Source organism: Nitratireductor sp. ATLC21, from assembly GCF_057196525.1.
This window is the reverse complement of record NZ_JBXUOU010000002.1, coordinates 1,219,260-1,233,754: the sequence shown is the minus strand read 5'-3', so window position 1 is coordinate 1,233,754 and position 14,495 is coordinate 1,219,260. Positions and strand designations below refer to the sequence as shown.

The following is a 14,495-nucleotide window of genomic DNA, read 5'->3' as shown; positions in this document are numbered from 1 at the left end:
GAAACCGCGGGGGAACCGGATTGTCAGGATGATCAGCCTTCGCTGGTCGGAAGGGCGACAAAGCGGCTTGCCTCGTCGCGCTCGATCTGCACCAGAACGGCCTTGCGGCCCGCTTTCACGGCAGCAGCAACCGCGTTTTCGACATCCTTGCCCGTTTTCACCTTCTGGGAATTGACGGCGCGAATGATATCGCCGGGGCGGATACCGCGCTCCTCGGCAGCGCTGTCAGGCTCCACATCCGTCACGACCAGACCATCGCCATCCTCCGCCGGTGTGACCTTCAGACCGAATTGTGCATCCATTGTGCTGGACTGGGAGCCACCGCGGGCCGCTGCCACCGTCTCGATGCCGGGCATCTCGGCGAGTGTGACTTCAAGGGTTTCGGTTGCGCCGTCACGCCAAACCGTCACGTCGACTTCATTGCCCGGCGCGAACCCAGCGATCAGGCGTGCCAGTTCCTTCGGCGAAGCGACCGGCTTGTCGTCCACGGCGATGATGATGTCGCCGGAGCGGATTCCGGCCTTGGCTGCAGGCTCGCCTTCCTGTGCATCGGCGACCAGCGCGCCCTTTTCTTCGTCAAGACCGACAGATTCGGCGATGTCCTTGGAGACAGGCTGGATCTGAACGCCAAGCCAACCGCGCTCAACCGTACCGTCCTCGATCAGATCTCCAACAACCTGCTTGGCAACCGAGGCCGGAATGGCGAACGCGATGCCGACATTGCCGCCCGACGGCGAGAAGATTGCCGTGTTGATGCCGACGACCTCACCACTCAGGTTGAAAGCCGGACCACCGGAGTTACCGCGGTTCACTGCTGCATCAATCTGGATGAAATCGTCATAGGGCCCAGCGCCGATGTCTCGGCCGCGGGCGGAAACAATGCCCGCCGTCACAGTGCCGCCAAGGCCGAACGGGTTACCGACTGCAACCACCCAGTCGCCTACCCGGACCTTCTCGTCATCCGCGAAATCCACATAGGTGAACTTGCGCTCTTCTTCGACCTTCAGAACAGCAAGGTCCGTGCGCGGATCGGTTCCGACGAGCTTGGCGTCGATCTCCGTGCCGTCATCCATGACGACGGTGAAGTTGCTGCCGCCATCGACCACATGGTTGTTGGTGACGAGATATCCATCCTCGGAAATGAAGAAACCGGACCCCTGAGAAACCGGGCGGGGACGACGACGCTCGGCTCGGCGATCCTGCTCAAATCCGCGATCACCGCGGAATTCCCGGAAAAAGCGCTTGAGCGGGTGCCCGTCCGGCAGCTCCTCAAAGCCTGGCATGTCGAACAAGCCCGGGCCGCCACGGTTCGCGGTCATCTCGACATCAGCTTTCACACGGACGCTCACGACCGCGGGAGATACCTTTTCAACGATGTCTGCAAAGCTGGGGGCCTGCACGGGCTGCTCGAGCCGAACCGCTTCCGCCATGACGGGCACCGTCCCGCTTGTCACAGCGCCCAGCCCTATCGCCCCGGCGATTGCGACAGACGCGATGGTCGCCATCAGGCGCCCCCGCCTGCCTCCGACAATGCCCTTTTTCGATGCCTTGTTTTCCGCGTCGTGATGCATAGCAACCTGTCCTCTTGGAGAATTTCACTTCAGCGCGTCAACGCGCGTTGAGTGAAGAGATAGCGATCCGTACATTACGACGCCATTTCCAGCCGATGAAATTTTCGTAATGTTTGCGTCGATTTCTTCTCACGCATCTCTGCGCACGGCCGTGTGGACATGAACGAGGCTCTCAAGCGTTTTGTGAACCGGACATTTGCCGGCAATTTCAACCAGCTTATCGCGTATTTCGGGTGTCGTGGGCTTCTCCACATCGATGACGCGATCAAACCTATCGATGCGCCCCTGTGTCTTCGCGGCGTCGGAACAGTCTTCGCAGTCCCTGGCGTGGATCTTTTTATGGGAGACATCCACACTGATGCGTCCAAGATCCAGCTTCTTGCGATCGGCGTAGAGACGCAAGGTCATCGTGGTGCAGGCGCCAAGGGCGATGGACAGAAAATCATAAGGCGAAGGCCCTGTATCCAACCCGCCAAAACTCTCCGGTTCATCGGCAAACAGTCGATGCCTGCCGGCTTGTACCGCATTCTGAAAGGTGCCCTGACCTGTCTCCATCACACGCACATGCTCAATCGACACTGCACCCTGCGCCTCGTCGCCCGGCAAATAGCGTGAAAGCCAGCCACCGATGGCGCTCGCTGCAAAGGCTGCGTCCTCAGTATTGGTCAGCAAATGGTCGCCCTGATCCAGTGAGATGTAGCTTTTGGGGTGTTTCGCCGCGAGGAAAATCTGGGTGGCGTTGTCGATCCCGACAATCTCGTCAAGTGGAGCGTGGAGGATGAGAAGCGGTTTGCGCATCCCTGCTACAGCATCGAGAATTCTGTGCGAGCGGACATCCTCAACAAACTGTTTCTTTACGCGGAAAGCGCGACCCGCCAGTGAAACCTCCGCTTCGCCGCCCTGCTGGATGTCTTCCAGCGACGTGCCAAGATTCTTGAGCACATGCGCCGTATCAGCGGGCGCACCAATGGTTGCGACGGCCTTCACCGACGGCAGCCGCCCGGCAATGGCAAGGACGGCCGCCCCTCCCAGAGAATGACCGATCAACACGGACGGAGCTTCATAATGCTTCTCAAGAAAAGCTGTAGCGCTAAGCAAATCCTCGAGATTGGTAGAGAAGTTGGTAGATGCGAACTCTCCCTCGCTGGATCCGAGGCCAGTAAAATCAAAGCGCAGCACGGCAATCCCTGCCCGCGCCAATTCGGCGGCAATGCGCCGCGCAGCGAGCAGATCTTTCGAGCAGGTGAAACAGTGCGCGAAGAGCGCATAAGCCCTGATTGGTCCGTTGGGCAAATCGAGCCGGGCGGCAAGATCCGCGCCGGAGTGGCCTTTGAACGTGAGCTTCTGGGTTATCGCCGTCATGGGGTCCCTTTCGCAACTCTCCCGATCCTGCCGTCTGGCAGCCCGGTGTCAGGCTAAGTGGATCCGGTTCCCCCGTACAGGCTTGTGATCAGGAAACTCATTCACGGTCGCTCAAGATTTGGTCAAGGCGCTTCTTTTCTTCTGCACTCAGTCTCAATACAGCGCCGCCAGTCTTTTTGCGCCGCGCACCGGTGACGATCAGCACGCCGCCCACCAGCAGCAATATCACGGGGGCACCCCAAAGCAGTGCATTGCGATAGCTGAAACGCGGTTTCAGGAGAACAAACTCTCCATAACGATCCACCACATAGGCGATCACTTCCTCGTTGCTGTCACCTGCCTTGAGACGGTCGCGTACGAGGATCCGAAGATCACGCGCGAGCTCCGCATCCGAATCGTCAATGGACTGGTTTTGGCAAACCATGCACCGCAGCTCCGCAGAAAGCTCACGCGCGCGCTCCTCCAGCACCGGATCATCAAGGATCTCGTCAGGTTGCACCGCCAAGACAGGCAGAAGCGCCATATTCAGCAGCCCAAAAGCGGCGGTAAGCACACCAATGATCAAGCGCCTCATGCCACCCGTCCCTCCACCGCCGGCTTGCGGCGCGGCATAGGCGCGCCGACCCGCAACCGACGATCAAGAAGCGACACGGTCCCGCCCACCATCATCACGAGGGCGCCGAGCCAGATCAGCGTGACCATCGGTTTCCACCAGATGCGTACGACGATCTTGCCGTTGGGGGTCTGATCACCAAGGGAAACATAAAGCTGGCTTAGGCCAAGCGTTCTGATGCCAGCCTCAGTGGTTGGCATTTGGCGGGCTGTATAAAGGCGTTTGGACGACACCACCTCGCCCAGAGGTTTTCCGGTAACCCGGGACAGAACGAAGGTTGCCTGGTCTTCGGTGTAGTTCGGGCCTGTGAAGGGACGCAGGCTGTCGAACCGTAGATTGTATCCCTGAATCTGAACGGTCTCGCCTGGCTGCATCGCGGCGATGCGCTCAGTCTCCAGCGTCGTCACGGAGATGATACCGATCGTGGTCAACCCGATCCCCGCGTGCGCCAGAGCTGTTCCAAACACTGAGCGCGGCAATCCTTTGAAACGACTGAAAACCACGGACGGCGCCGCCTTGCCAACACCGGATTTGACGACGAGATCAGTCATCGCACCCAGCACGAGCCACACTCCCAGTCCAATGCCGAGTGCGGCCAGAACCGAAGCACGATCGACCAGAACGAAAGCAAGAAGCGCGATAGCGAGTGCGGCACCAAAAGCCCCGAAGAGCCTTTGAGACACAGCCCACAGATCGCCTCGCTTCCACGCAAGAAGCGGGCCGAAGGGCACGATCACCAGGAGAGGAAGAATAAGAGGGCCAAAGGTGAGATTGAAAAACGGTGCTCCGACGGAGATCTTGTCGCCGGTCACGGCCTCGACCAAAAGCGGGTACAGCGTGCCGATCAACACCGTGGCGGTCGCAGTCGTCAAAACCAGATTGTTAAGGACCAGCGCTCCCTCGCGCGAGATCGGCTGGAAGAGGCCACCCGGTGCCAGCGTTGCTGCCCTCCAGGCAAAAAGCGCTAAGGACCCGCCAATGAACAGCACGAGAATCCCGAGAATGAAAACGCCGCGTGCCGGATCCGTCGCAAAGGCATGGACGGAGGTCAGAACGCCGGAACGGACCAAAAACGTTCCGAGCAACGACAGCGAGAATGTCAGGATAGCAAGAAGGACCGTCCAGATCTTCAGCGCCGACCGCTTTTCCATAACCAGCGCCGAGTGCAATAGCGCCGTCCCCCCCAGCCACGGCAGCAGCGAGGCATTCTCGACCGGATCCCAGAACCAGAACCCGCCCCAGCCAAGCTCGTAATAGGCCCAGTATGAGCCCATTGCGATACCGCCTGTCAGAAACATCCAGGCTGCAAGCGTCCAGGGCCGCACCCAGCGCGCCCAGGCCGCATCCAGCCGCCCCTCGATCAGGGCCGCAATGGCAAAGGAAAAGGCAACGGAAAACCCGACATAGCCGAGATAAAGCAGAGGTGGATGAACGGCGAGCCCTATGTCCTGGAGAATGGGGTTTAGATCACGCCCTTCCATCGGGGCCGGGTCGAGGCGTGCAAACGGGTTGGAGGTCGCCAGAATGAATATGATGAAGGCACAGCTGATCGCACCTTGCACTCCGAGCACATTCGCACGCAGGGATAGAGGAAGGTTACGCCCGAAAACAGCCACCAGCGCACCAAAAAAAACAAGGATCAGCACCCACAGGAGCATCGACCCCTCATGGTTCCCCCATGTACCGGTGATCTTGTAGAGAAGCGGCTTGGCCGAATGCGAGTTCTCCCAGACGTTCAATACGGAAAAATCCGATTGGATATAGGCGGAGGTAAGCGCCATGAAGGAGAGCGCGACCAGCATGAAATTGGTCAGGGCCGCGGGCTCACCCACGCGCATCAGCGTGTCGTTCTTGATCTGAGCACCGATGATGGGCACCGCCATCTGAACCAGCGCCAGCGCGAAGGCGAGGACAAGGGCAAAATGACCGAGTTCAATGCTCATTGTGTCATCCACTCCAATCGATCCGTTCTGGCTGGTCCGGACGCGTTACAACGGCGTCAGTTTTCCTGCCAGACACCCTTTTCCTTGAGACTGTCGGCCACTTCGCGCGGCATGTAATTCTCGTCATGCTTGGCAAGCACGGTATCCGCAACAAAGATCTTGCTGTCGTCGAAAACGCCCTCGGTGACCACACCTTGCTCCTCTCGAAAAAGATCGGGCAGGATGCCATTGTAGCGCACCGTCACCGTGTTGCTTCCATCGGTCACCGTAAAGCGAACATGGGTATCGTCGGAGCGTACTATAGAGCCCTTTTCCACAAGGCCGCCGAGCCGGATGCGCTGACCGGCAGCAACCGGGTTTTCCGCCAGATCTCCTGGCATGTAAAAATAAGATGTCTGTTCGCCCAGAGCATAGAGCGTGAGCCCGGTGGCTGCTCCGATAAAGCCTAGGGCGCCTGCGATTATCGCCAGCCTTTTTTGTTTCCGTGTCACATCCAACCTATTCGATTGTCACGCCAAGATTGGCCGCGAACCCCTTCAGTTCTGCACTTTCGGAGGCTTTATCGCCGAATGCCGCCACAGCGCGCGCGAGCGCTTCCTTGGCGGCTTCAGGACGCTGAAGCACAACGTATGAACGAATGAGACGCCGCCATCCTTCCAGATCGGAAGGGTTTTCGCGCAGCTTTTCGTCCAACCCTTTCACCATGCCTTCGATCATCGCCTGACGATCGGTCTCGGAAAGGTCGGAAGCCGCAGCCACCTCGCCTGCCGCGGGGCCGCGAGCAGAATTTCCCTCGCCGCCGGATTGTGCCATGGCCTGCTGCGCTGCCTCACGCCATGGCGAGGCATCAGGAAGATTTTCCAGCATTCCGCGCCAGATCGTCCGCGCATCCTCGGTTGCGCCTTCCTGAGCACGCGCCAGCCCCAGGAAAAATCGCGCTTTCGGCTCGTTGGGGTCGAGCGCGAGGGCCTGCTCGAAAACCCCTTCTGCATCGGCCGTCACCATGCCGCGCGCAGCCCCGACCATCGCCTCTCCCAGCGCCGCTTTCAGCTCTGCTGTTTCGCCTGAGAGCCTCATGATGTTTTGCAGGGCGGTTTGAGCGTCCGCAAAGCGCCCCAGACGCATGTAGACCGGAGCCAGAACCTGCCAGCCGCGGGCATCGTCAGGATTGGTCGCCAGATGCGTCTCTGCGCGCGCGACCAACTCGTCTATAGACGCATCGGCGGGCTCGGCAGCTGTTCGCGCATGCAAAGGTTGTGCGGGCATGCCGGGTTCCCCGGTGAACACGTAAAGGCCCCAGCTCACCAATGGAATTGCGAGAACGGCCGCGGCAGCCGTCAATTGGGTAACACGACGATTCGACCTGGTACTATCGCGGATATCAGCAGCCTCGGAGACCTGCAAAATGCGACGTCCTATCTCGGCCCTGGCCTGTTCGGCTTCCTGCTGGCCAATCAGTCCGCGCTTCGCGTCACGTTCCACTTCCTCAAGCTGATCACGGTAGACCTCGATGTCATGGGCGCCTGCATCTTCGGCGGGCGCTTGGCGCACGGCGAAGGGTCGCAGCACTGCAAAGGCGGCAATGAAAGTCAGAAAGGCTGCAAGGATCCAGAACAACATGGATCCTAAATAGCCGCCGGGGAACGTGCTGCCAACTCGGCGCAGCTGCGGCCATTTGGCAAACTGGCCGCCCCCCGTTCCCCAACCCTGAGATTTTTGCTGAAAATCTTATCCCAGCAGCATCCAGCTTCCATCCTCGTTGCGACAAGCGGTTCCGCGTGCTTCCCGGGGCGTCCCGTTGATCTGGATGGTGTGGGTATATTGCCGACAGTCCTGGGAGCCCACGCGGTAAGGCTGCGCCGCGCGTACGGTTCCAGTCCGGCCGGAGCCGGCATCCTGCCACGACACGTCTTGGCCAGCGGGTGTGCTCTCGAGGGCCTTGTACTCAGCTTCTATCGCGATGCGTTTTTGCCGACGAGATAATTCAGCGCCGAATTCGCCACCAATCAGGCCACCGCCCTCCATGCCAAGTATGGCGGAACTGTCCGTTGCAGCCTGAGATGCTGCAAACTGATTGGGCTCGAGTTGCGCGCTCGACATGCCGTTGCTCAGGCAGCCGGACAAAACTGCGGATAGGGCTACTGCAAAAACTGCTGAGAGTTTCATTGATACCAATGGTCCCTTGAGACACATGTGTCGTTTGCAAGGTGTTTAAAGCTTCGGTTTGGCCCAATTTGGGCAATTCTGCTCAACTGGCGCCCTGAGCTTCCGCACGAGGCAGTGCAACAACAACTTTGAGCCCACCAAGCGAGGAACGTTCCAAAGCGAGAGAACCCCCATACTCTTCCACCAGATCTGCGACAATCGCAAGCCCGAGCCCGGTACCAGGCTTGGTTTCATCAAGCCGCCGGCCACGCTTCAACGCGTCCCGCGCCCTCTCTTCGGGAATACCGGGACCGTCGTCTTCAATGATAATAAGAAGCCCGCGGGCATCGCCCTGCGACGCGGCGTCCTTGACAGACAGGCAAACGCGCGTCCTGGCCCATTTCATGGCATTTTCCATCAGGTTGCCGCTGATTTCCTCCAGATCTTCCCGTTCCCCGGCAAAGATCAAAGGATCGTCAGGAAACTGCACTTCAAGGTCGATCGTGGGATTGAGCTTGCCCATGACCCGCGCCATGCGCTCGAGCGATGCCTTGACCGGTGTGCGAAAGACAAGACTGTCGCGCTGGGCTGCTGCTCGCGCCCGCTGCAGATAGTGATCGAGCTGACGCTGAAGCGCGGTGGCCTGGGCTGTGATCAGCTTTCCCCGTTCACCGCCCACCGCATGACCTTCGTTCATGAGAACGGCTAGAGGAGTTTTCAGGGAGTGAGCCAGATTGCCGACCTGTTTGCGCGAACGCTCAACGATACGTCGATTGTTGTCGATCAAGGCATTGGTCTCGTCCGCCAACGCTTCGATTTCGGTCGGAAACGGGCCCTCAAGCCGCTGCGTCGAGCCTGCTCGAATCTCTGAAAGAGCCTGTTGAACGCGATTGAGCGGGCGCAAGCCGTAGAGGATGGCAAAAACATTGATGGCAATCATCCCAAGGCCGAATATTGCCAGATAGCCGTAAAGTCTGCGAACAAATTGGCTGACTTCGTCCTCCAGCTCGCTTCGATTGCCCATGACGCGAAAACGCGCCACCTGGCCCTGGTCACCCACGACCAGTTCGGCCTCAACCACCTCGATCGTTTCGCCACCTGGCCCCATGGCCATGTAGCTGCGCTGAAATCCGGTGTTGAACGGCACATCATTTATGCTCGGCGATGGGACGGGCTCTGCCATGGAAGGCGAGCGCAATGCTCGGCCCAGGTCATCGGTCAGCGGTTCCACCGCCCAATACCAGCCGGATTGGGGCTGCAGAAAACGCAGATCATCGAGATTGGGGCTGCCCTGCAAGGTTCCGTCTTCCGCAAGCCCCACCGAGCCAATGACATTGTTGAGGTAAGCGGACAGGACGCTATCGAAACCGCGTTCTGAAACCTGACGAAACAAGGCGGAGATGATGGTTGCGATGACGACCAGTGCGATGATCGCCCAGAAGGAGGAGAAAGCAATAACGCGGACAGCGAGCGAGCGCGTTACAATCCGCATGAGCCAAGGCTGCTTCTTCTGATCCGCCATGTCAGGAAGGCCTAGCCGGCCTCCGGTTCGCGCAGTCGATATCCCATGCCGCGCACCGTTTCGATCAGGTCCACATCCCCGAGCTTCTTGCGCAGGCGACCGACAAAAACCTCGATTGTGTTGGAATCTCGGTCAAAATCCTGATCGTAGAGATGTTCGACGAGCTCCGTTCTGGAAACAACCGTGTCCCGATGGTGCATGAGATAGGCGAGCAGCCGGTATTCGTGCGAGGTGAGTTTCAGCGGAACCCCATCGACATCCGCCTTTGAGGCTCTGGTATCGAGGCGCACGGGTCCGCAGCGCAATTCCGTTGAAGCGTGCCCTGCCGCGCGCCTGATGAGCGCGCGCAAACGCGCGAGAACCTCCTCAATATGAAACGGCTTCGTCACATAATCATCGGCCCCGGCATCGATGCCGGCCACCTTGTCGCTCCAGCGATCACGGGCAGTGAGAATCAAAACGGGCATCTTGCGATCATCCTGACGCCAGCGTTCGAGCACACTGATCCCGTCCATCTGCGGCAGACCAATATCGAGAACCACTGCGTCATAGGGCTCCGTATCGCCGAGAAAATGCCCCTCTTCCCCGTCAAACGCCTTGTCAACGACGTAACCGGCGTCCGTCAACGCTTCGCATATCTGCCGGTTCAGGTCCTTGTCGTCTTCGACAACGAGAATGCGCATGAACCCCTCAACATGGTTTGTTTCAAAATTCAGTTTTGTCGCGGCTGCCGTGCGACGTCAATTTGCGGGGACCACGAATTCGGCCCGCTTCGGGCGTTCCCCATTCCCCCCGGGGATCACCACCACAACCCTGCAGACCGTCTGTCCGCCACGGTTCTCAGGTGTTGCCTGAACCAGTGTGCCGCCGTTTTGTGAGGCGACCCGGGAGCCAACGGAGTAACAATCCACGCCCGATTGGGCTGGAGATGTCGTCGGCCAGGCCATCGCCGGCAAGAGCGCCAGTGCGACGAAGAAGCCAAGTTTATATGTGCGGTGCCAGAACATGTCTGTGATGTAACCTATCGAGGCTGAATAGGAAATGAACAGCATGTCATTTTACCCCCATCCAGCCCCGTGGCCGCCGTACCGATTCTAGTCAGAACCGTAGTGTCGGCGGCTGCCTTCCCGTTGCTCCAGTCTCTCACCGGATAAGGCTGCGGGCCTGAACTCTACCGAAGATGGCGATCAGCCCGGAGATCGCGGTGACTACCCGCAAAACTTCATCGGACACGGCTGAACTGTCGATGTCTCCCAAAGGATAACCCAGCATGCTCGCAGCCGTAGCTGCAATCGTCACCATCGACGCCCATATCGTTCGGGAGAGGTACCATGGTTTGCTGTCACTCATCGTTCTTCCTTTCCTTCATTGCACACTCAACCTGCGAAGAACATTGTTGCCGGCAATCCTGGGCCGACCCGTTCGCTTAGCTGGCGGACCGTGAAACGAATGTCCGGCGACGCCTCCGCAAAATCCTCGGCCTTCATTTCCGGCGTGTAAGTCCAGTTTGTCGAAGTAGACGTGACGCTGCGCACGACAGTCCCGCTGCTGCCGGCCACGTCGACGCGGTAGCGCTCGCTCGCCTCGCCAAGGGGCACGTCGTCGCCCAGCCAGCTGTCGGCGTCCACACGCCCTCGCCTCACCCAGGACAGAACCACCGCTTCCGTAGCGGTTTTACGTGCCCTGAGGTGGACCGGTGACAAAGGCAGGAGCGCACGCAGGCCGCCCGTGCCCTGTGTCTGAAAAAACCGTGTGCTGCCAAGAGCTTCCCCGGCTGGTCCGATACGCCAACTGCGTTCAAGCCCGATTTCGCCAGCCCGTAGTCCCGCTGCCTGTACAGCCTGGTCTAGCAAGACAAACCCGGCTCCAGCCGGTGCGCCTGCTTTCATGGCGTCATCGGTTCCCAGTTGCCCCCGCAACAGACCGCTAAGACGCCACACGGACGGTTCAATCTCTTCGGCTGTGGTGAACTGCAATATCTCCCAGACACCCGCCTCGCTGAAAACGGCAGCTGCGTTTGCACCATTGACGAGTTGGGCCACCGAAACACTTTCCAATGCGCCGGAGAGAAGCTCCACTGAGATCGTCCGGCTTGTGTCCCGCCGGCCCAACACACCGCTTCCGAGTGGTTCTTTGAGGAAGCCGATGGTGGCACGCTTTTCAATCCGGCTGCGCAATTCGAAACCACTGTCCTCAGGCGAGGCAAAGGCGACATGACTGCTCCAGGGGGCTGAATGAACGGCGAGCCGAAACTGCTCGTGACTTTCGCGTGTGTCGGGCTGCCACGGCAGATCGAGCATCAAGGCAAAAGCAGCACTTTCCCCTTGTTCAGCATTGTCGGTCGGTAGTGAAGGAGCCGCACCTGTCGCTGGAGCTGGATTTCCAAGCACACGCCGTGCCTTGACCCGACGCAACAGGCCATCTTCCACCTCGGTGACGAGGTATCGACCTGCCCCCAGAATCTCGGGGAGATGCAGGATCGTGCCTGGCTCGATGCCGTGCTCTGACGGCGGCAAGGCGAACTGGGCTTCCTCCCGCGCAGCCCAATGGCGAAAAAGCCATTCCTTCGCCTGGATGTCAGCTTCCGGCGCCGTCAACACACCCGGGAAACTGAGAAAATGTGTTCTCCGCCCCTTCGCACCTATATGCAAAACACGTGTAGTGGCCGCCTGATGATCGCGCATCTCGTCACGGAAATCCAAATGCAATTCGGCAGGCAGGGCATGATCGGGCTCCCGCATCCGCTCCACGACCACACCTTCATCCTGCATGGCCAACTCCGTGATCTCTCGCTTACCGCTCAGAGCGGCGGCGAGTGAACGGAAACTGAGTTTTCCTTCCCGCTCATGAGCACCGATACCAAAAAGATCGAGGATCGGTTCGAGTGCTGCTCGGGCAGTGGTCGGATTGGCGATCGCATAGCCGGCGATCCAACCGTCCGCATTCTCCGTTTCGGCCCTATCCAGCCCATGATCGTCCAGTATGGCGTTGATAAGATCGCCGGCGGTTGCGCTGCTTGCGCGACCGTTGAGCCAATGCCCGGTCGCCCAATTGCCACCGTCACCCCAAACATCCGTTCGAACAGGAAAGGCCGGGAAGGGACGGGCATCCCAGGCCCAAAGGCTGAACATTTGCGGATCAACCATAGGGGCTTGATAAACCGGTGAAACCGGGTTGTGCGGACCCGTCTCGGCCCAGTAGTCAAAATGCGCCTCGAGCAGCCGATGCTGGGCCAGGTCCGAGCGCCCACCATTGGAGAAATACGGCAACGCGTTTTCGGAGGATTTCGCATCCGGAAATACGTTCGGCTGATTGGGGCCCTTGTCGACCGCTGGGCAACCAAGCTCGGTAAAGATGATTGGTTTGGAAGCAGGCAACCAGGCGGTCGGAAGGGCCTTTTCCACCCCGCCAATCCTGTCGAAATGCGGGTTCGACCACCAGCTAACAAGATCCTTGTAGCGGAAAACCCAGGGTTTTCCATAAGCCCCGTCCGCAATCAGGGTGCGAAACCGGGCGCGCCGATCTGCCTCACTGGCATAAAACCAATCGAAGCCCTCGCCTGAAGCGATGCCCGCCTTGAGCCCCACCGGGTCGTAGGGTCCATAAAAACCATCTGGGTTGCCTCCCGCATGATCTTCATCGCGCCAGTCGGACAGCGGCATGTAATTGTCGATACCCACCGCATCAATCGCATCGTCCGCCCATAGGGGATCAAGGTGAAACAGTACGTCACCGCTTCCGTCAGCAGGCTGATGCCCAAAATACTCGGTCCAGTCCGCGCCATAGGTTATCGTCGCTCCCGCCCCCACAATTGCGCGCACTTCATTGGCCAAGATCCTTAACCCCTCGACAAAGGGGAACTGACCGTTCTGGTTGCGCAACTGGGTTAATCCTCGCAGTTCCGAACCGATCAGAAACCCGTCCACGCCGCCAGCCACGGCGGCCACATGGGCGTAGTGAAGCAAGAAACGTCGATAACCCCATTCATCGGGATCACCGGTGAAGTCCACCGTATCCTCGTTAGGAGTGTAAGCGGCCGCCGCAGCATCTCCCAGCAGAGCAGCGACCTGCGCATCCGCCGCCGCGCTCTTGTCTGCAGTCCCCGGGCGACCCGGTCCCGGATAACATGTAATCCGCCCCCGCCATGGATAAACAGGCTGATGGGTTTCTCCATCCGGACTGGGGAGATCATTGCCGGCGGGCACATCCATCATAATGAACGGATAGAGCCAGACCTTTAGACCCCGCGCCCTGATCGCCTTGATCGCGGCTACCACCGTATGGTCGGACGGCGTCCCTCCATAAGCAGCGCCCTGCTCGGTGTAGGAAACCACTTGGGCGTTCTCTCGCTCCAGGCTCGAAACCTTCCATTTTTCATTCTGCCCGCTGCCCGAAAGGTGGTCGAGAAATGCCGGGGGCACCCCCATCAGTCTCCAGATATTTTCCCAGTCCAATGGAAACGCGCTGCCGCCGTGAGAACTCACCATAGGTTTGATCTGGCAGTGCCCTGCCCGCAGATCCGTACCGAACCATGAAACGACAAGGGAAACGCTCTTGAGATTCGGCATTAATGCCTGCAACTCATCCAGCGAGGCTTCGAAATCGCTTTCGGCGACGCGCGTGTTGCGGTTGACGACCGTGTGCTTTCCCGGACTGTTGCGAATTTCAACTGTTTTCGGAGAAAGGCCGAACTCGGTGGAGCCGGGGATAAGGGCCACGGATCCAACCTTCGCATTCAACGTGGAAACCGGCCGGAGCACTTCAAACTGAAGCTGAGGGATTCGTCGCCCGTAATCATCAATTGGCATGCGGTCGATCACCACATAGGCGGTTCCGCGATAGGCCGGCGCATTGCCGGTGCCTTGCTTTGCCTCGATCAGCGGATCGGGCATTTGGTCCTCTGTACCGCGGTAAACTCGGATACTGACCCTGCTTTGATCCACTTCCTGGCCGTCGGCCCAGATGCGACGGACACCGGCAATCTCACCATCGCAGACCGCAAATGCGGCGTTGGCAAAATAAGAATAGGTGGTTACTTTCGGCCCGCCCTTGCCGCCTTGACGCTCCGTGGTGCTGGTTTCTTCGAAACGCGTCGCCCAGATCAGGGTGCCGCCCGTGCGCACGGTTCCATAAAGTCTGGGCAAGGGAGAGCCTTCCTCCCCGGAAAATGGCCTTGCTGCGGAAAGCCGCGGTCCTTCGTAGTGCTGCGCTCCTCCAAACAGAGCCCTATCCACTACATAGCCGGCCAGAGCGCCCGCAGCTGTCCCTAGCGTCACGCCGACAGGCCCGAGAAAGCCACCGAGGAACGCACCGGCAGCCTGCAAGACGAGTGTAGCCAT

The 14,495-nt window shown here is 59.4% G+C and carries 12 protein-coding genes; all 12 read right to left on the bottom strand.

Annotated features, from left to right (window positions below):
- Positions 1 to 32 precede the first annotated feature (32 nt).
- On the bottom strand, positions 33 to 1,571 hold the full coding sequence (locus tag AC2CHD_RS13430) for a DegQ family serine endoprotease (protein WP_484554080.1): 1,539 nt from the start codon (positions 1,569 to 1,571) through the stop codon (positions 33 to 35).
- 129 nt (positions 1,572 to 1,700) lie between these two features.
- The gene (locus tag AC2CHD_RS13425; protein WP_484554079.1) at positions 1,701 to 2,933 is read right to left on the bottom strand and encodes a bifunctional alpha/beta hydrolase/OsmC family protein; all 1,233 of its coding nucleotides are present in this window, start codon (positions 2,931 to 2,933) and stop codon (positions 1,701 to 1,703) included.
- 97 nt (positions 2,934 to 3,030) lie between these two features.
- Positions 3,031 to 3,507 (bottom strand): cytochrome c-type biogenesis protein, encoded by a 477-nt coding sequence (locus tag AC2CHD_RS13420; protein WP_484554078.1) that lies wholly within the window; start codon positions 3,505 to 3,507, stop codon positions 3,031 to 3,033.
- Positions 3,504 to 5,489 carry a heme lyase CcmF/NrfE family subunit gene (locus AC2CHD_RS13415; protein WP_229447457.1) on the bottom strand — a complete coding sequence of 662 codons (1,986 nt, stop codon included), beginning with the start codon at positions 5,487 to 5,489 and terminating at the stop codon, positions 3,504 to 3,506. The genes AC2CHD_RS13420 and AC2CHD_RS13415 overlap by 4 nt, the downstream gene beginning before the upstream one ends.
- A 56-nt stretch (positions 5,490 to 5,545) precedes the next feature.
- Positions 5,546 to 5,980, bottom strand: coding sequence for a cytochrome c maturation protein CcmE (ccmE, locus tag AC2CHD_RS13410; RefSeq protein WP_484554077.1), 435 nt, complete (start codon positions 5,978 to 5,980; stop codon positions 5,546 to 5,548).
- Positions 5,981 to 5,987: 7 nt separating this feature from the next.
- Entirely contained in the window at positions 5,988 to 7,109 is a 1,122-nt protein-coding gene (gene ccmI, locus AC2CHD_RS13405) for a c-type cytochrome biogenesis protein CcmI (RefSeq protein WP_484554076.1), read from the bottom strand.
- A gap of 108 nt (positions 7,110 to 7,217) precedes the next feature.
- Positions 7,218 to 7,655 carry an RT0821/Lpp0805 family surface protein gene (locus tag AC2CHD_RS13400; RefSeq protein ID WP_484554075.1) on the bottom strand — a complete coding sequence of 146 codons (438 nt, stop codon included), beginning with the start codon at positions 7,653 to 7,655 and terminating at the stop codon, positions 7,218 to 7,220.
- A gap of 82 nt (positions 7,656 to 7,737) precedes the next feature.
- Positions 7,738 to 9,126, bottom strand: coding sequence for an ATP-binding protein (locus tag AC2CHD_RS13395; RefSeq protein ID WP_484554074.1), 1,389 nt, complete (start codon positions 9,124 to 9,126; stop codon positions 7,738 to 7,740).
- A gap of 41 nt (positions 9,127 to 9,167) precedes the next feature.
- On the bottom strand, positions 9,168 to 9,839 hold the full coding sequence (locus AC2CHD_RS13390) for a response regulator transcription factor (RefSeq protein ID WP_229447462.1): 672 nt from the start codon (positions 9,837 to 9,839) through the stop codon (positions 9,168 to 9,170).
- A gap of 57 nt (positions 9,840 to 9,896) precedes the next feature.
- Entirely contained in the window at positions 9,897 to 10,208 is a 312-nt protein-coding gene (locus tag AC2CHD_RS13385) for a hypothetical protein (RefSeq protein ID WP_484554073.1), read from the bottom strand.
- Positions 10,209 to 10,299: 91 nt separating this feature from the next.
- Positions 10,300 to 10,506 (bottom strand): hypothetical protein, encoded by a 207-nt coding sequence (locus tag AC2CHD_RS13380; RefSeq protein ID WP_229447463.1) that lies wholly within the window; start codon positions 10,504 to 10,506, stop codon positions 10,300 to 10,302.
- A gap of 26 nt (positions 10,507 to 10,532) precedes the next feature.
- A complete protein-coding gene (locus AC2CHD_RS13375) occupies positions 10,533 to 14,495 on the bottom strand; it encodes a baseplate multidomain protein megatron (RefSeq protein ID WP_484554072.1) in 3,963 nt (1,320 codons plus the stop codon).